Source organism: Neotamlana sedimentorum (assembly GCF_000943565.1).
GTDB lineage: Bacteria > Bacteroidota > Bacteroidia > Flavobacteriales > Flavobacteriaceae > Neotamlana > Neotamlana sedimentorum.
Genome location: NZ_JTDW01000005.1, coordinates 176,107 through 193,125, shown reverse-complemented (window position 1 = coordinate 193,125; position 17,019 = coordinate 176,107). Strand labels below are relative to the sequence as shown.

Below are 17,019 nucleotides of genomic sequence, written 5' to 3'. Positions count from 1 at the left end.
TTGACTTAAATATAATTTCTACTACCAAATATACTACTTCCAACTCGAACCATATTACTGCCGCATTTTATAGCTAATTCGTAGTCGCCACTCATGCCCATGGATATTGTATTTAGTTTGCAGTTTTCAGTATTTAGTTTTTTTAACTCGTTAAAAGTTGTTTTAAGATATTTAAATTCGTTTTCAATTTGTTGTTCATTATCGGTAAATGTTGCCATTCCCATAAGGCCAACAATATTAATGTTTTTTAATTCTGAAAACGTTTCCGATTGTAGTATGTTTGATGCTTCGGCGGCCGTCATTCCAAATTTGCTGTCTTCTTCAGCAATTTTTATTTGAAGCAAACAGTTAATAATACGATCGTGTTTAAGTGCTTGCTTGTTAATTTCGTTAAGTAATTTAAAATTATCTACACCGTGTATTAAACTTACAAAACTGGCCATGTATTTCACTTTATTTCGTTGTACATGCCCAATCATGTGCCACTCGATATCTTTTGGCATTTGCTCATACTTTTCTGCCATTTCTTGAATTTTATTTTCACCAAATATGCGTTGTCCGGCATTGTAGGCTTCCATAATATCGCTTACAGGTTTTGTTTTAGATACAGCAACTAAAGTTACATGTTCGGGTAAAGTGTTTTTAATGATATTTAAATTCTGTGTAATAGACATTAACTAAATTGTTTTGAGATTTTTTCGGCTTTTTTTCCTTCGGAATAATCATAAAAACCTTCGCCAGATTTTACACCCAGTTTTCCTGCGTTAACCATATTAACTAATAAAGGGCAGGGTGCACATTTTGGGTTTTTAAAGCCAGAGTACATAACGTTTAAAATAGATAAACAAACGTCTAAACCAATAAAATCGGCTAACTGCAATGGTCCCATTGGGTGCGCCATTCCTAGTTTCATAACAGTATCTATTTCTGTAACGCCAGCAACACCGTTATAAAGTGTTTCAATGGCTTCATTAAGCATGGGCATTAAAATACGATTGGCAACAAAACCCGGGTAATCGTTAACTTCAACAGGTGTTTTACCTAAAGTTTTCGATAAATGCATTATGGTTTGGCAAACAGAATTGCTGGTATTGTAACCGCGAATTACTTCAACCAAGGGCATTATGGGCACTGGATTCATAAAATGCATTCCAATAACCTGATGAGCTCTGTTGGTTACAGCTGCGATTTGGGTTATAGATATTGATGAGGTATTTGTAGCTAAAATAGTTTCAGATGAACAAAAAGTATCAAGTTGTTTAAAAATTTCAAGTTTTAAATCGAGATTTTCGGTGGCCGCTTCTATAACCAAATCGGTTTGTTTTACACCTTCTTCAATATTTGTAAAACTTGAAATATTAGATAAAGTTTTAGTTTTATCGGCTTCAGATATTTTATCCTTGGCTAATTGCCTATCTAGGTTTTTTGAAATTGTGTTTAATCCCGATTTTAAAGCAGCATCATTAATATCAATTAAATGTACTTTAAAATCGCATTGCGCAAAAGTATGCGCAATACCATTTCCCATGGTGCCCGCTCCAATTACAGCAATGTTTTTCATGTTTTAAAAACAGTTTATAATTTGGTTAGCAACACGTAACGCTTCTGTGCCATCGTGAAGTGTAACTACAGGTGTTGTGTTGTTGTTTATAGCATCGGCAAAGGTTTCAAGCTCATCTAAAATGGCATTGTTATCGGCTATTTCTGGATTATCGAAATATATTTGTTTTTTAACGCCTTCTGCATTTTGTAAAATCATATCGAAATCACCAGGGTTTTCTGGAGCGTCTTTCATTTTAACCACTTCACATTTTTTGGTTAAAAAATCGACCGAGATGTAGGCGTCTTTTTGAAAAAATCGTGCTTTACGCATTTTTTTAAGCGAAATTCTACTAGCAGTTAAATTTGCAACACAGCCATTTTCGAATTCTAAACGAGCATTTGCAATATCTGGTGTGTCGCTAATAACAGAAACACCACTAGCCGAAACATGTTTAACTTTAGATTTTACAATGCTTAAAACAATATCTATATCATGAATCATTAAATCTAAAACCACAGGAACGTCTGTACCTCTTGGGTTAAACTCTGCAAGTCTGTGCGTTTCAATAAACATTGGCGAGTTTATATCGTCTTTTACAGCTAAAAATGCAGGGTTAAATCGCTCAACGTGGCCTACTTGTCCTCGTAACTTGTTTTCGGCAAGTAACTCACGAATATGTTCGGCTTCTTCAACAGTGTTAGTAATTGGTTTTTCAATAAAAATGTGTTTGCCTTTAGCAATAGCTTGTTTTGCACAGTCGTAATGCGATAGTGTTGGTGTAACAATATCAACCATATCAACAGCATCAATTAAGGCATCGATAGTTGGGAAGAATTTATAACCAAATTCTGCCTCTACTTTTTTTCCGTTTTCTTCGTCGGCATCGTAAAAACCAACGAGATTATATTTATTAGATTGATTTAATAGTCTTAAATGAATTTTTCCAAGGTGACCAGCACCAAGTACTCCGGCGTTTAGCATAATTTTTTACGTTTTAAACAAAAATAACATAATTAAAGGTTGAATTTATGGATTTAAATTGATTTTTTATGGATTATAAATGCTAAAAATAAAATCTTTGTAAATAGTTTTTAGCTTTAAAATGTTTAATTAATTTTAGCAAACTAAACCCACCCAAAAATTGAAAGATACTTTTAAACACCAAGGCTTACGCCAACAACTTGTTAATGTGTTAAAAAACAAAGGCATTACTAACGAAAAAGTTTTGCAGGCTATTGGTAAAATACCACGCCACTTGTTTATTGACTCTAGTTTTTTAGACCATGCATACCAAGATAAAGCGTTTCCTATTGCTGCAGACCAAACTATTTCGCAACCTTATACCGTAGCTTTTCAAAGTGAATTGTTGCAAATTGAACCAGGACATAAAGTTTTAGAAATTGGTACAGGTAGTGGTTATCAAACTGCGGTATTATGTTTACTTGGTGCTCGTGTTTTTAGTATTGAGCGCCAGCAAGAGTTGTTTAAAAAAACCAGTAGATTTTTACCTAAACTAGGATATCGTGCTAAAAAGTTAATTTTTGGCGATGGTTACAAAGGTTTGCCCGAAGAAGCCCCTTTTGATAGTATAATTGTAACTGCCGGAGCACCTTTTGTGCCTAAACCGCTTTTAGGACAACTAAAGATAGGAGGTAGGTTAGTAATTCCTGTGGGAGATGATGTGCAAATTATGACAATGTTTATTAGAAAAGGACCCAAAGAATTTGAGCAACATGAGTTTGGCGAATTTCGTTTTGTGCCTTTATTGGAGGATAAAAATTAAATTTGTTAGTTGTTAGTTGTTAGTTGTTAGTTGTTAGTTGTTAGTTACGTCAGGCTGAACTAGTTTCAGCATCTCTTTTTATGTCAGAGATGTTTTCACAAAGGACGGAACCACAAAAAAATATGCGATTAAACTTAGGGGCTATAGGCCTTTTTGAGAAACTTTTTGTAATGCATACCACAGTTTCAGCATCTTGAAATTACTCTAAAATCCCTGTTTCAAATCCATCAATACTTTTTGAGTTTTTTTCTTCCCAGTATGCTTCAATGCGTTCTTTTCCTTGTTTTTCAGACCACGAGTTTAGTTGCCCACGTTCTTCTTTAAAATCCATAAAAGGAATAGAAAAACCACATGAGGTTTGAACCATTTCTATATCTAACTCTATAATTTGCCTAGAGCCTACATTTTTATCAAATAAATCAATATGTTTTTGAAATGTTTCATCACGCTCATGATATATTTTTGCATGCCCGTAAAGTCTTAAAATAAGGGGTTTACCTTCAAAAGCACAAAACATAATAGTCATGCGATCGTTTTTTAAAAGATGTGCTGCGGTTTCATTACCACTTCCTGTAAGGTTTAACCAAATAACCTTGTTTGGAGATATAACACGAAGTGTGTCGTGTCCTTTTGGTGAAACATTTACACGGCCTTCGGTAGCTGCTGTACCTACAAAAAATATTTTTTGGGCTTCAATAAATTTTTGAAGTTTTGGAGTAATTTCTGGTAGTTGCTTTCCCATGATATTTTAAAATTTACTTAGTCCGTTAACTATAGGTAAAGTTATTGAAGTTTTATTTAAATCTACAGTTAATTCTGTGCCTGGTTTTGGGTGTAATGTAAAATCTTTATCACTTGAAAATATCATTAAACCAATTTGTTGTCCGGCTTTTATAACTTGATCGTCTGGTTGAAGATTAAAAGTAACTTTATAAAATTTACCTGGTTTTAAAGGTTCACTTTCTGTAATAGATTTGTAGTTTTGGGGATCTGCCCAACCGCGTGTTATGATATTATCTGTTATAATAGTTCCTTCGTTATTATTCCACGGAAGTGAAACTAACCATACTGATAAATTTGCCGCAGGTTTACTGCTTGCTAAGGTTACCGTTACTTGCGCAAGTCCAGAAATATGTACATCTTTAGTTAAGGTTGGTGTAACATATAATAAACGATTGTTTGATGTTGTAGCTTGAGCTAAAGTTTCCCCATTAATGGTGTAATTGTCGGTTAAGGTTTCTTTGCCTTGTTTTTTTTGAGGCTCAAGTGTTAGTCCGCCAAATTCAGGCGCTCCTTTTGTTAAGTACAATGTAACAGGTTTGGCTTCTTGGTTTGGATAATCTTTGTACGCTGTAGGGTTACTTCGTGATTCACCTTCGCGAACTATATAGGCTTTATTAGAATCTTTTTCTATGTCGTTATCTATACCATGTAAATAATGTGTAAACCATTTATTCATCATAGCAACAGGTGGAGGACCACCATGACCAAATTGGTGATAATAAATAGCAGTTTCTAAGCCCATATCTTTGGCTTTTTTATATATTCTATAGCTGTGTTCTGGCATAACATTCCAATCGTTAAAACCATGAGACATGAGTAAAGCGGCTTTCATATTATCCATTTGGTTTAAATAATCTCTACCAGCCCAAAAAACGTTATAATCGCCAGTAACTCTATCCATTCCGTTTTTCATTTCAATATCTCGAACTCTGGCATTGTTGCTAGCTCGTTTACTTTCGTCTCCACTATGAATGTAATCGTATAATACATCTATGTCTTCACCTAAATAACCACCTGGAGATCGAACTAATCCGTTAGATCTGTAATAATGATAATATGATGTGTTAGGCGCTACAGGAATAATAACTTTTAAACCATCAACACCAGTGGATGCAGCGGCCAAGGGAATAGTACCGTTGTATGATGTACCCGTCATGCCAACTTTTCCGGTACTCCAAAAAGCTTTAACTTCTTCACCGCCTTCGGGTTCTGTAAAACCTTTAGCTCTTCCATTTAACCAATCTATTACTGCTTTTGGCGCTAAAGATTCGTTTTTACCGCCAACGGTTGGAGAACCTTGCGAGAAACCAGTTCCTGGAGAAGAAGAATGCACTACAATGTAACCTCGAGGTACCCAAGTTTTAACTTGAGAATTAGAGATAATTGGACGCTTACCACGGCGAGTTACAGGTGGATGAACACGCTCTTCGGCCATTTCACCTAATTCGTGGTTTACATTCCAAAAAACACCATCGACATCAGGCGCAACACCAGCATAATAAGGGCTTGATTCGTAAATTACAGGAAGTTTTAAATTTTGGGTTTCTGTTTGGTAAGGTCTTGTAACATCTACATGTACGCGGTCTAGCTTTCCATCTTTATCAGAATCAAAGGTAGTTTCGACAAATAAATCATGTCTAATCCATTTTTCAGGATGGTTAAAAGCTTCAATAATTTGTGCTTCACCATCAATAAAAATAGGTTTTGCTGTTTTTGTTTCTTGTGCGTTTATTGTTGTTGTAAAACTAAAAGCAATAATAAATAAGGTTTTGCAAAAACTATTTTTATTAATTTTCATGATGCTATGTTTTTTATCTTAAGTATTTTCTTGGTATTTGATACTTGGCGTTTTCTTGAGTCCATTGTAAATTAACTATATACCAGCGTTCTTCGTTATTAAATAATTGAATGCTGTTTATGCCTCGCATAAAAGGTTTCTCATCATTAATACTTTCATAACATTCGTAGGTACTAAAAACTTGTGCCATATTACCAAAAATATGTACTTCACGATGTATTTCACGTTCTATAAATCCGTTTTTTACAATCCAATCTCCAGAAGATTTAATATAATCAGACGGAGACATGTATTTTGGGTAAAGTTTTCCGTCTTTATCTTTTAGAGTAAGTATTAGTTTAGCATCGCTAGTAAATAGGTACTTAAATAATTTCCAGTCGCGTTCTTCTCCCTTTTCTCCAGAAATAACTCTGTATAAACTTTTTACTGTAGTATCTAGAGTTCTAACTTTTTCAGGATAATTTAAAGACTTGTCGTCTTTTTTTTCTGATTGTTCTTTTTTCTCTTGGCAAATTGCAGAATGAAATGATAACCCGATAAAAAGGATGAAAATAATTTTTTTCATAAAAATATTAATGTATTATGTGCTACAAATTAATAGTTTAAAAGAGCCTAACATGTTAAGGATATCTTAAAAATATTATTTGTATGTTTTTTTAATACGATCTAAGTTTCTTTTGTTATCTCGGTCTTTCATTGTTTCACGTTTATCGTATAGTTTTTTACCCTTAGCAAGAGCTATTTCTAGTTTAGCTAAGCCTTTATCGTTAATAAACAAGCGTAATGGAATAATGGTTAATCCGGTGTTTTGTACTTCTTTTAAAAGCTTTTTTAGCTCGTGTTTATTTAAAAGAAGCTTGCGCTGTGCTTTAGGTTTATGGTTATAATAGGTGCCGTATAAATATTCTTCAATAGTCATATTTATTACAAAAAGTTCGCTTTGCTCATTAAATTCACAAAAACTTTCGGCAATAGATGCTTTACCGCTGCGAATCGACTTTATTTCGGTTCCCGAAAGAACAATTCCTGCAGTATATTTATCTAAAATCTCGTAATTAAAACGAGCTTTTCGGTTTAGTATGTTAATTTTCTTTTGCATAAACCACAAAACTACATAAATTTAACTTGGTGTAAAACGTTGTATCTTTCAAATTAAACGCATATTCCGGTTATTTTAATACTATATGAAGCATTTTTTTATTTTAATTCTGATATCATTCTGTTTTTCCTCGTGTAACAGCGTAAAAAAATATAACGAACAAGTTAGCAAATTACACAGTGTAGAACATTTAAAGGAAGATGTAGATAAGCTTTATAATCAGTTAAAAAAACATCATCCAAAATTATATCAATATACAACAGAAAACGATTTAAATAATAAGTTCGATAGTTTAAAACAAACAATAAATAAGCCTTTAAGTACAAGAGCATTCTATAAAAAAATAGCTCCAGTGGTTAGCTATGTAAAACAAGGGCATGTTTCTACTGGTTATACGGTAAAACGTTTCACTAAAAAAGAGATGAAAAAATTGAAAAAGCAAAAACTAGACTTTTACAATTTAGACTTTGAATTTTTAGATGATAAACTTTGGGTTAAAAATAATTATGGAAATGATTCAACAATTATAGGAAGCGAAATAATTAAAATTGAAGACGATTCGGTTTCTAACCTAATTGAAACTTATAAAACTCGATTTGCGTCCGATGGTTTCAACACCACACTACATAATCGATATGTTGCCAAAGGCTTTTCGGTATTTTACACCAGAGATAAAGGTTTTTTAGATAGTTTAAGCGTGACTTTAAAGCAAAATGATTCGCTCTTAGTAAAGAAATTTAAACGCATAAAAAAAGAAGAAAATAAAGAATTGAACGATAGCATTTCAACTAAAAAAGAAAAACCATTAAAATTAACCAAGACTGAGAAACAGACCAAACGAATTGCTAAAAGAAAAAGAAAAAAGTACAATAAAAAACATGGGTTTATAACCAAAAGTAAAACTTATACCAGAAATTTTGAATTTAAAGGAGTTGATAGCACGGTGGCTTATGTTAAAATAAGAAGCTTTACAAACGGTAATTATAAAAAGTTTTACAAAGAAGTTTTTAAAACCTTAGATTCTTTAAAAACACAAAATTTGGTGATAGATCTTCGCGACAACGGTGGTGGTCGAATTTCAGAAATAGATTATTTATACAGTTACTTAACATTAACCGATTATCAATTTTTAAACCCTAGCGAAGTCAATAGCCGTGTACCTTTTTTTAAAGTTTTAATGAGTAACACTATGCCAAACACGGCCAAAGTAGTGTCTGGTATTTTGTCTCCATTTATAGTCACCCATAATTTTTTAAACACATATAAAAACGACGGAAAAATATACTACAAGTTTAAAAAATATACCAAAACCAAATCACCTAAAGCATTGCATTTTACAGGTAATATTTATGTTTTAATAAACGGAAACTCGTTTTCGGCGTCTTCATTAATTTCTACACATTTAAAAGCTAATAATCGAGCCATATTTGTAGGCGAAGAAACAGGAGGAGCTTATAACGGCTGTGTTGCTGGTATTTATAAAGTGTATCAATTACCAACTAGCAAACTAAAAATAAGAATTGGTATGATGCAAATTGAAGCACCACAAAAACAGCAACCGGATGGCTTTGGAATTAAACCCGATGTACAAATTATTCCTACTAAAAACGATAGAAAATTAGATAAAGACCCAGAGTTAGAATGGGTGTTAAATAAAATAGCATCCTAGAAATCAATTATTTTAAATACTTCACAAAAAATATAAATCTGTTTTAAAAGCAATTTTCCCATTGTGCTACCACAAAACATTTGTATTTTTGGTTAACCAATTTTATTTTAATACAAACATTAGTTTATGAATTCATACGATGTAGCCGTAATAGGCTCTGGACCTGGAGGATATGTGGCAGCTATTCGTTGCGCACAATTAGGCATGAAAACAGCCATTATAGAAAAATACGCAACACTTGGCGGAACTTGTTTAAATGTAGGATGTATACCAAGTAAAGCACTTTTAGATTCGTCGCACCATTACGAAGATGCTATTAAGCATTTTGAAGAACATGGTATTGACATTCCAGGAGAGATAAAGGTAAATCTTGAAAAAATGATTGCTCGTAAACAATCTGTTGTCGATCAAACTACAGGAGGAATCGATTATTTAATGAAGAAGAATAATATTGATGTTTATCAAGGTTTAGGAAGCTTTAAAGATGCGACACATATAACTATTTCTGGAGAAGACACTACCGAAATTGAAGCAAAAAATACCATTATTGCAACAGGTAGTAAACCTGCTAACTTACCGTTTATTGAGTTAGATAAAGAACGCGTTATTACTTCAACTGAAGCTTTAAAACTAAAAGAAATACCTAAACACTTAATAGTTATAGGTGGTGGTGTTATTGGTTTAGAGCTAGGTCAAGTGTACAAACGTTTAGGTGCAGAAGTTTCGGTTATTGAATATGCTGACAGAATTGTTCCAACTATGGATGCTGGTGTTTCTAAAGAATTAAATAAAGTTTTAAAGAAACAGAAATTTAAAATAAATGCTTCACACAAAGTAAAATCTGTAGAGCGTGTAGGCGATGAGGTTATTGTAAAAGCAGATAATAAAAAAGGTGAAGAGGTAGAGTTTAAAGGAGACTATTGTTTAGTGTCTGTTGGGCGTCGTCCTTATACCGATGGTTTAAATGCTGAAGCTGCTGGAGTTAAAATAGACGAAAGAGGCCGTGTTGAAGTTAACGACCATTTACAAACTAGTGCTTCTAATATTTATGCTATTGGCGATGTGGTAAAAGGCGCCATGTTAGCTCACAAAGCCGAAGAAGAAGGTGTTTTTGTTGCTGAAACTTTAGCAGGACAAAAGCCGCATATCGATTACAATTTAATTCCAGGTGTGGTTTACACATGGCCAGAAGTTGCAGCTGTTGGTAAAACAGAAGAGCAACTTAAAGAAGCTGGTATTGAATACAAAATAGGACAGTTCCCAATGCGTGCTTTAGGAAGGAGTAGAGCAAGTATGGATATTGACGGATTTGTAAAAGTTTTAGCAGATAAAACTACTGATGAAATTTTAGGTGTGCACATGGTTGGAGCTCGCGCTGCAGATATGATTGCCGAAGCCGTTGTAGCTATGGAATATCGTGCAAGTGCAGAAGATGTATCGCGTATGTCGCATGCACACCCAACATTTACTGAAGCTATAAAAGAAGCAGCTCTTGCTGCAACAGATGACAGAGCATTACACGTTTAAACAACGGTAAATTATATAAATTTAAAAAGCGAACCATTTTAGGTTCGCTTTTTTTATGCTTTAAAACTATAATAAAGTGTATTTCGTGAATAAAAAAAGCAAACTCCAAGAGTTTGCTTTTTTTTATTTTAAAGAAAAGAATTTAAATTATCCGTTCATAGATATTAAAAATTCTTCGTTGTTTTTTGTTTGTTTAAAACGGTCGTTAATAAATTCCATAGCTTCAACAGGATTCATATCTGCTAGGTATTTACGCATTACCCACATACGTTGTACGGTAACATCATCTAATAAAATATCATCTCTACGTGTACTTGAAGAAGTAAGGTCGATAGCAGGGAAAATTCTACGGTTAGATATTTTTCTATCTAATTGTAGTTCCATGTTACCTGTTCCTTTAAATTCTTCAAAAATAACTTCATCCATTTTAGAACCAGTTTCGGTTAAAGCAGTAGCAATTATAGTTAAAGAACCACCATTTTCAATATTTCTGGCTGCTCCAAAAAAGCGTTTTGGTCTGTGTAATGCGTTAGCATCAACACCACCACTTAAAATTTTACCAGATGCAGGTTGTACAGTGTTATAAGCTCTTGCTAAACGCGTAATAGAATCTAGAAGTATCACAACATCATGTCCACATTCTACTAAACGTTTTGCTTTTTCTAAAACAATATCGGCTATTTTTACGTGTTCATGAGCTTCTTTATCAAAGGTTGAAGCAATTACTTCACCACGAACATTTCGTTGCATATCAGTAACTTCTTCTGGACGTTCATCAATAAGTAAAATCATTTGATAAACTTCAGGATGATTGGCAGCAATGGCATTCGCAACATCCTTTAGTAGCATTGTTTTTCCCGTTTTAGGCTGTGATACAATCATACCACGTTGGCCTTTACCTATTGGCGAAAACAAATCCATAATTCGTGTAGAAATGGTACTTTGTCTTTCGGCAATATTAAATTTTTCTTTTGGAAAAAGTGGTGTTAAATGTTCGAACGATACACGATCACGAACTACTTCTGGTTTTTGTCCGTTTATAAGATTCACCTTAATTAGCGGAAAGTATTTTTCGCCTTCTTTTGGTGGGCGTACATTTCCTAAAACAGTATCACCTTTCTTAAGTCCAAATAATCTAATTTGAGATTGAGACACATAAATATCATCAGGTGATGACAGATAATTATAATCCGATGATCGTAAAAACCCGTAACCATCTTGCATAATATCTAAAACACCTTCGCTCTCAATAATAGCGTCAAACTCAAAATCAGGTTCGCGATAACGGTTTCGGTTATCTTTATTCCCTTTATCAACATGGTTACCATTGTTTTTATGGTTTTTATGTTGATTTTTATTTTGTTGATGGTTGTTATTGTTGTTGTTTCTTTGATTTGATTTTTGCTGATTTTGGTTATTGTCGTTCTGATTGTTTTGTTTTTTATCAGCAGGAGCAGGCTTGTCAGCATTATTTTTTTGTGGCGCATGGCTTTTATCCTCAGTTTTCTTTTGAGGCGTACTTTTTGCCGGTTTTTGTATGCGCTGTCTTGTTTTTTTTGTTTCTGGGGTAGGTTTTTCCTTTGTTACCGGAGTTTCAGTTACCGTAGTTTCGGTTGCCGTTGTTTCTGTTGGTGTAATTACGGCTTCTTTAACAGCTTTAGGATCGGCTGCTTGTTGGTCTAGAATTTGATATACTAAATCTAATTTTTTTAAAGCACGATACTTTGGGATACTTAGTTTTTTTGCTATTTCTTGTAACTCAGTAAGTTTTTTTTCTTTTAATTGTGAAATTTCAAACATTGATATATAAGTGAATATGTATTTTATAAGAATTTGTTATTCTGTAGAATGAATTATTATTTCTTCTGAAGAATTAACCGTTTGTTTTTACGGTTGTTGTGAATTATTACTGCAATTATACAACATTATTTTAATTTTTAATATTATTTCTGCTATTTTTGCGGTCAAGATTAAAAAAAATACATGTTACAACGCATTCAAACAATTTATCTATTATGTGCCGCATTGGTTTCGGCAGGCTTAATATTTGTTTTTAATTTGTGGGTTACACAAAATGATATTGTTATATTTGCCAAAGATGAAGTATTGTATTTAGGCTTGTTTTTAGGCTCTGCCTTATTATCAATTATTTCAATATTTATGTATAAAAATAGGAAGTCTCAATTTATGTTGGGACGACTTAACATCATATTAAACTTTATTTTACTAGGATTTTTCGTGTATCAATCACTAAACTTATCTGGAGAGACGGCGGTTTCTGAGAAAGGTATTGGGATGCTTCTTCCTGTTATTTCTATCGTGTTTTTAGCCTTAGCCAATAAGGCCATTAAAAAGGATGAAGATCTTGTAAAATCTGTAGATCGATTACGATAAACCTAACATCTTAGTAGTATTAGTGCGAAAAAAGCCCGAAGTTTTTACTTCGGGCTTTTTATTTTTAGGTATTTTCTTTTAAAAAAATGGGTGTTTTCCCTCTTGAAATGAAATTGTTTTTATATGATTTTTGTATTCACTTCTTCCTAAGATTTTTTCATAATAAGGCGATAACCGAAAAGCCTGTATTTAAACGAGTAGGTATTAAACTAAATTTATTATGGCAGTTTCAAACTATAATCCAGGACAAGAATTATCTTCAATCGATTTCCGATCTATGATTGGTGGTCCGTTAACAGCAGTTGTCGAAGCGCAAGCTCAAGCGGCACTTTCAACCGTAGGTTTTATTAAAAGTATCGGTTTCGAACAAGATTCAGAAGACCCAACAACAGGGGAAATTACTCCTGGTGGGCCGGTTTATGTTCAATTTAAATATCCAAAACAGGTAGCCCCGTACATACCTGCAAAAAATGGTATTATTGATACAGTTACCTTAGGAGGAAATGTAAATGATGCCGATTCAATAGTTAGTGTAGTAATTACTACATCGTCTGGCACCGGAGGTAATGTTGTAGCCTCTGTAAATGGAGATAATGGAATAGATTTATCGTTACAAAGTGGAGGTGAAGGCTATTCAGATGATGATACAATTTCAATAACTTATAATAGTAATGCAGACCCATCGGCGGTCGAAACGGTAGAGGGTACATTAAGCACTAGAGACGAAGATGCTGTGCCAGCCGTATATGAAGAAATGAAACTTGAAGTGCCTTTATTAACTATGGTTCCCATTCCATTTATTCGTATTGACGAGGCTACTATCGATTTTAATGCAAAAATTAACTCGATGGAGTATCGGAATGTTGCTTCAGAATTTAATGCTTCCAGTAGCTTTGCAATGAAAAATACCGTAAAAGGTAGTGTTTCTGCTGGTACAAGTGGTTTAACCTCCTTATTTGCTAAAGGTAGTGCATCAACTAGTTTTACTAACTCAGTTAGTTTTAAAGTAAATGCTTCTTATAAAAGAACATCGCGTGCTGGTAGTAAAGTAGAAAAAACCTATCAGTTAGGTGTGAATGTAAAAGCAAGTCAAGATGAAATGCCAGGAGGTATGGAAAAGATTTTAAATATTCTTGAAGAATCTATTGTTGGCTTACCAGCAAATCAATAATTCTATAAATTATGCCACTATTAAAAGATTATTTAGGGTCTTTAGTGTCTGGAGTAAATCAAGCCCGTGCTATGGCCGATATAGAATCGGCCAAAATAGCCGAGGCTTATGCTGCTAATTCTATATTGAAAAATTTTTCGGTACCTCGATTTAAGGCTTCTAATATAGAATTGGATATTCCTATTGCTATTGATGAATTGAATGAAGTTGAAGAAAAAAATTATCAGCCTATTGATAATAAAAGTTTTAACTCTTACGCGTACAATGTTTTTAAAGATGTTTTAAAGGTTGATAGTTTTGATAGAAAACAGTCGGATTTACTTCGTAAACGAATAGCAGCCGATACTGATACTTTAGAAAAAGACTTGAAAGCTAAAGAAGGTATTCAAAAATCGTTAAATAAGTTTGCTACTGGTGTCACACGGTTTTTTATAACGGCAACTAAAAATGATGATAAAGAGATTCAACGCAAGTTAACGACTCAATTACAAGAATCGTTAATTTCTAAAATTCAAGAGCCTAAAAAAACAATAGACATGGATAACACTAAGGTTTTAGTGCAATCACATCAGTTAAAGGAAATTCCGCCAGAAAATATTTTACGTATTAAAATGACATTAGTTGAAGAAGGTATGGAATGGCATACAATAGAACGTGATAATGGAGAAGTGGAAACTAAATTATTGCCAGAATAGAAGCGAGTTAAAATTGTGAAAAAGTCGTCATTATATATTATCAATGAGTTAAAACCAAAGTTAATGGAGCTTCCTTCGTTGGTATCCTCAATTCAGGAAAAAAAATTCAGCTCTGTTGATACGTTGTTTAAATGGCTTGAAAGAATTGAAGAAACATTAAAAACTTTAAATTATACACAATGTGCTGAAGTTTCTGGTTTGCGAGCGCAATTGGCACAGCAAAAATTTGTAATAAATAGTAAGCCAAACGAACGAAAAAAAAGACAAATAAGCAAGGCTTTAGAGATTATACATCCTGCTCAAGCAGTGGTTTCCCAGATTGTTTTGCCACTAGAAGAAAAAATTGAACAGGCTAGAGGTTTGCTTAAACAGATATTAAATGTAGCCAGTAGTTTAGGTATTTTGCCCGACGCCACACCACAAGATTTTAATAGTTATGTATATAATATTTGGGGTATTTTATTAGCACACGACCAGTTAAAAAATGGTATGAACAATGTAAAAGCTTTAATCGGAATGGCTGATGGTATTCAAATTCTGGCTGAAGAAATTGATATGTAAATTTATATCACTTTTTTAATAACCCTCAATTTATGCGAATGTGTTTTAGTATCCACATTGTATATTCCAGAATGGTCAATTCTATCAATTCGTACTTTACCATGTGCATGAATAATGTAATTATTAGGCATTATAATACCAACATGAGTTATTATACCTTCATCATTATCGAAAAAAGCTAAATCTCCAGGTTCGCTTTCTTCAATAAAACTTAAAGCTTCACCTTGAGTAGCTTGTTGCGATGCGTCGCGCAGTAATTTGTAACCGTTTAATTTATAAACCATTTGGGTAAAACCAGAACAATCAATGCCAAATGTTGTTTTTCCTCCCCAAAGATATGGTGCATTTAAATATAAAAATGCTGTATTTAAAAGGTTTGCTTTAGGTGATTTCTTGTTGGTGCTATTGCCTTCGTAACTATGGTTTAAAATAGCAAGTCCGTTAAGTGAAGATCCCATAACAATTGGGTGTAGTTGATTGTTTTTGTCTTCTATAAATTCAACTAAGTCTGAAGTTAATATAGGATTTTCGGTTTTAATTGACTTATATTGGTCTTCGTTTAATAAGAAGTATTGTTTATTATCAATCCAACCTTCATATTTATCGAAAGCTAAACGGATTTTACTCCACTTTTTTCTAGGTTCAATAATTTTAAAAATATCACCGTACAACACTTGGGAGATAAGTTCACTTTTATCTGAAGCTTCGCTTCTAAGCGGTACAATGCTTAAATTACAAATTCCGTACTGCATTTAAATTAATTTCGTTCTATAATAACTGCCGAAGCGCCACCACCACCATTACAAATAGCTGCGGCACCAATTTTGGCATTATTTTGATTTAATACGTTAAGTAAAGTTATTAAAATTCTAACACCCGAACAGCCTAATGGATGCCCAAGTGAAACTGCGCCACCATTTACGTTTACGTTGGCATTAGCTAATTCTAAAATTTTCATATTAGCCAAACCAACTACAGAAAATGCTTCGTTAAATTCAAAGTAATCAACATCTTCAATATTTAAATTCGCTTTTTCTAAGGCCTTTGGTAATGCTTTGGCGGGCGCTGTAGTAAACCATTGAGGTTCGTGCGCTGCATCGGCATAACTTTTTATGGTGGCTAAAGGTTTTAGTCCTAATTCGTTTGCTTTTTGTTTACTCATTAGCACAACAGCTCCAGCACCGTCGTTTATGGTTGAAGCGTTTGCTGCCGTTACAGTTCCGTCTTTTGAAAATGCCGGACGTAACGTTGGTATTTTATCGAGTTTTACGTTGGTAAATTCTTCGTCTTGACTTACTACAATAGGTTCACCTCGACGTTGTGGTACTTCAACAGGAACAACTTCGTTGTTAAATTTTCCATCAGCCCAAGCTTCGGCCGAACGTTTATAAGATTGTATGGCGTAAGCATCTTGATCTTCTCGAGTAAAATTATATTCTTTGGCACAAGCATCGGCACAAACACCCATGGCATTTTGGTTGTACACATCAACTAAACCATCTTTTTGCATGCCATCTTCAAGGGTTGCAGAGCCAAACTTTTTTCCTGTTCGCGCATTAAAATAATGCGGTATTAAACTCATGTTCTCCATGCCGCCGGCTACAATAATTTCGGCATCGCCTAAAGCAATACTTTGTGCCGCTTGTATAACCGCTTTCATTCCCGAAGCGCAAACTTTGTTTAGGGTTGTACAAGGCACGGTATCTGGTATTCCAGCAAAAATAGCGGCTTGTCGAGCAGGCGCTTGTCCTGATCCGGCTTGAACCACATGTCCCATTAAAACCTCGTTTACCAAATTGGGATTTAAATTAATTTTATCGAGCGCTCCTTTTATCGCAATGGCACCTAATTTTGGCGCCGGTATTGTAGATAGTGCTCCCAAAAAACTACCAATTGGTGTTCTTGCTGCAGATACTATTACGACTTCGTTATTCATGAGCTAAATGTATAGTTTAGTACTCGCGAAAATAAGGTTTTTTTAAGAGATAAATAAGCT

The 17,019-nt window shown here is 33.8% G+C and carries 17 protein-coding genes; 7 read left to right on the top strand and 10 right to left on the bottom strand.

Annotated elements, in window-relative coordinates; translation table 11 throughout:
- Nucleotides 1-5: 5 nt before the first annotated feature.
- The 3 genes from PW52_RS08035 to PW52_RS08025 are packed head-to-tail and all read right to left on the bottom strand — an operon-like array spanning nucleotide 6 to nucleotide 2,524.
- On the bottom strand, nucleotides 6-674 hold the full coding sequence (locus PW52_RS08035) for a YggS family pyridoxal phosphate-dependent enzyme (protein ID WP_044632419.1): 669 nt from the start codon (nucleotides 672-674) through the stop codon (nucleotides 6-8).
- Nucleotides 674-1,561: a 3-hydroxyacyl-CoA dehydrogenase family protein gene (locus tag PW52_RS08030; protein ID WP_044632418.1), complete on the bottom strand. Its 888-nt coding sequence runs from the start codon at nucleotides 1,559-1,561 to the stop codon at nucleotides 674-676. The genes PW52_RS08035 and PW52_RS08030 overlap by 1 nt, the downstream gene beginning before the upstream one ends.
- A gap of 3 nt (nucleotides 1,562-1,564) precedes the next feature.
- Nucleotides 1,565-2,524, bottom strand: coding sequence for a Gfo/Idh/MocA family protein (locus PW52_RS08025; RefSeq protein WP_044632417.1), 960 nt, complete (start codon nucleotides 2,522-2,524; stop codon nucleotides 1,565-1,567).
- Between the two features lie 160 nt (nucleotides 2,525-2,684).
- Here PW52_RS08025 and PW52_RS08020 point away from each other — a divergent pair, with 160 nt between their 5' ends.
- The gene (locus tag PW52_RS08020; protein ID WP_044632416.1) at nucleotides 2,685-3,326 is read left to right on the top strand and encodes a protein-L-isoaspartate(D-aspartate) O-methyltransferase; all 642 of its coding nucleotides are present in this window, start codon (nucleotides 2,685-2,687) and stop codon (nucleotides 3,324-3,326) included.
- Between the two features lie 199 nt (nucleotides 3,327-3,525).
- Here PW52_RS08020 and PW52_RS08015 read toward each other — a convergent pair whose 3' ends face one another.
- The 4 genes from PW52_RS08015 to smpB all read right to left on the bottom strand — a co-directional run bounded on the left by PW52_RS08015 (nucleotide 3,526) and on the right by smpB (nucleotide 7,006).
- Nucleotides 3,526-4,068, bottom strand: coding sequence for a pyridoxamine 5'-phosphate oxidase family protein (locus PW52_RS08015; protein WP_044632415.1), 543 nt, complete (start codon nucleotides 4,066-4,068; stop codon nucleotides 3,526-3,528).
- 6 nt (nucleotides 4,069-4,074) lie between these two features.
- Entirely contained in the window at nucleotides 4,075-5,907 is a 1,833-nt protein-coding gene (locus PW52_RS08010; protein ID WP_044632414.1) for a Xaa-Pro dipeptidyl-peptidase, read from the bottom strand.
- A gap of 13 nt (nucleotides 5,908-5,920) precedes the next feature.
- Entirely contained in the window at nucleotides 5,921-6,472 is a 552-nt protein-coding gene (locus PW52_RS08005) for a hypothetical protein (RefSeq protein ID WP_044632413.1), read from the bottom strand.
- Between the two features lie 75 nt (nucleotides 6,473-6,547).
- Nucleotides 6,548-7,006: an SsrA-binding protein SmpB gene (gene smpB, locus PW52_RS08000; protein WP_044632412.1), complete on the bottom strand. Its 459-nt coding sequence runs from the start codon at nucleotides 7,004-7,006 to the stop codon at nucleotides 6,548-6,550.
- Nucleotides 7,007-7,091: 85 nt separating this feature from the next.
- On the opposite strand from smpB, the gene PW52_RS07995 reads away from it, so the two are divergent.
- Entirely contained in the window at nucleotides 7,092-8,675 is a 1,584-nt protein-coding gene (locus PW52_RS07995; RefSeq protein WP_044632411.1) for a S41 family peptidase, read from the top strand.
- 126 nt (nucleotides 8,676-8,801) lie between these two features.
- Nucleotides 8,802-10,202, top strand: a complete 1,401-nt coding sequence (lpdA, locus tag PW52_RS07990; protein ID WP_044632410.1) for a dihydrolipoyl dehydrogenase — start codon at nucleotides 8,802-8,804, stop codon at nucleotides 10,200-10,202.
- A 147-nt stretch (nucleotides 10,203-10,349) separates the two neighbouring features.
- Here lpdA and rho read toward each other — a convergent pair whose 3' ends face one another.
- Complete coding sequence (rho, locus tag PW52_RS07985) at nucleotides 10,350-12,002, bottom strand: transcription termination factor Rho (RefSeq protein WP_044632409.1); 1,653 nt, start codon at nucleotides 12,000-12,002, stop codon at nucleotides 10,350-10,352.
- A gap of 183 nt (nucleotides 12,003-12,185) precedes the next feature.
- Here rho and PW52_RS07980 point away from each other — a divergent pair, with 183 nt between their 5' ends.
- From PW52_RS07980 to PW52_RS07965, 4 genes are all read left to right on the top strand, one after another.
- Nucleotides 12,186-12,596 (top strand): DUF4293 domain-containing protein, encoded by a 411-nt coding sequence (locus PW52_RS07980; RefSeq protein ID WP_044632408.1) that lies wholly within the window; start codon nucleotides 12,186-12,188, stop codon nucleotides 12,594-12,596.
- A gap of 220 nt (nucleotides 12,597-12,816) precedes the next feature.
- Complete coding sequence (locus tag PW52_RS07975; RefSeq protein ID WP_044632407.1) at nucleotides 12,817-13,767, top strand: DUF2589 domain-containing protein; 951 nt, start codon at nucleotides 12,817-12,819, stop codon at nucleotides 13,765-13,767.
- An 11-nt stretch (nucleotides 13,768-13,778) separates the two neighbouring features.
- Nucleotides 13,779-14,462, top strand: coding sequence for a hypothetical protein (locus tag PW52_RS07970; RefSeq protein WP_044632406.1), 684 nt, complete (start codon nucleotides 13,779-13,781; stop codon nucleotides 14,460-14,462).
- Between the two features lie 63 nt (nucleotides 14,463-14,525).
- Complete coding sequence (locus PW52_RS07965; protein WP_044632405.1) at nucleotides 14,526-15,023, top strand: hypothetical protein; 498 nt, start codon at nucleotides 14,526-14,528, stop codon at nucleotides 15,021-15,023.
- 2 nt (nucleotides 15,024-15,025) lie between these two features.
- Here the strand turns inward: PW52_RS07965 and PW52_RS07960 are convergent, their stop codons facing one another.
- Together PW52_RS07960 and PW52_RS07955 are read right to left on the bottom strand one after the other, a co-directional pair.
- Nucleotides 15,026-15,775 carry a C40 family peptidase gene (locus tag PW52_RS07960; protein WP_044632404.1) on the bottom strand — a complete coding sequence of 250 codons (750 nt, stop codon included), beginning with the start codon at nucleotides 15,773-15,775 and terminating at the stop codon, nucleotides 15,026-15,028.
- Nucleotides 15,776-15,780: 5 nt separating this feature from the next.
- Nucleotides 15,781-16,959 (bottom strand): acetyl-CoA C-acyltransferase, encoded by a 1,179-nt coding sequence (locus tag PW52_RS07955; RefSeq protein ID WP_044632403.1) that lies wholly within the window; start codon nucleotides 16,957-16,959, stop codon nucleotides 15,781-15,783.
- Nucleotides 16,960-17,019: the final 60 nt, after the last annotated feature.

Coding starts and splice junctions, on each gene's coding strand:
- PW52_RS08025 (WP_044632417.1), bottom strand. CDS start 2,524: ATGCTAAACGCCGGAGTACTTGGTGCTGGTCACCTTGGAAAAATTCAT.
- smpB (WP_044632412.1), bottom strand. CDS start 7,006: ATGCAAAAGAAAATTAACATACTAAACCGAAAAGCTCGTTTTAATTAC.
- PW52_RS08005 (WP_044632413.1), bottom strand. CDS start 6,472: ATGAAAAAAATTATTTTCATCCTTTTTATCGGGTTATCATTTCATTCT.
- PW52_RS07965 (WP_044632405.1), top strand. CDS start 14,526: ATGGAGCTTCCTTCGTTGGTATCCTCAATTCAGGAAAAAAAATTCAGC.
- PW52_RS08015 (WP_044632415.1), bottom strand. CDS start 4,068: ATGGGAAAGCAACTACCAGAAATTACTCCAAAACTTCAAAAATTTATT.
- PW52_RS07995 (WP_044632411.1), top strand. CDS start 7,092: ATGAAGCATTTTTTTATTTTAATTCTGATATCATTCTGTTTTTCCTCG.
- PW52_RS07955 (WP_044632403.1), bottom strand. CDS start 16,959: ATGAATAACGAAGTCGTAATAGTATCTGCAGCAAGAACACCAATTGGT.
- rho (WP_044632409.1), bottom strand. CDS start 12,002: ATGTTTGAAATTTCACAATTAAAAGAAAAAAAACTTACTGAGTTACAA.
- PW52_RS08010 (WP_044632414.1), bottom strand. CDS start 5,907: ATGAAAATTAATAAAAATAGTTTTTGCAAAACCTTATTTATTATTGCT.
- PW52_RS07980 (WP_044632408.1), top strand. CDS start 12,186: ATGTTACAACGCATTCAAACAATTTATCTATTATGTGCCGCATTGGTT.
- lpdA (WP_044632410.1), top strand. CDS start 8,802: ATGAATTCATACGATGTAGCCGTAATAGGCTCTGGACCTGGAGGATAT.
- PW52_RS07960 (WP_044632404.1), bottom strand. CDS start 15,775: ATGCAGTACGGAATTTGTAATTTAAGCATTGTACCGCTTAGAAGCGAA.
- PW52_RS07975 (WP_044632407.1), top strand. CDS start 12,817: ATGGCAGTTTCAAACTATAATCCAGGACAAGAATTATCTTCAATCGAT.
- PW52_RS08030 (WP_044632418.1), bottom strand. CDS start 1,561: ATGAAAAACATTGCTGTAATTGGAGCGGGCACCATGGGAAATGGTATT.
- PW52_RS07970 (WP_044632406.1), top strand. CDS start 13,779: ATGCCACTATTAAAAGATTATTTAGGGTCTTTAGTGTCTGGAGTAAAT.
- PW52_RS08035 (WP_044632419.1), bottom strand. CDS start 674: ATGTCTATTACACAGAATTTAAATATCATTAAAAACACTTTACCCGAA.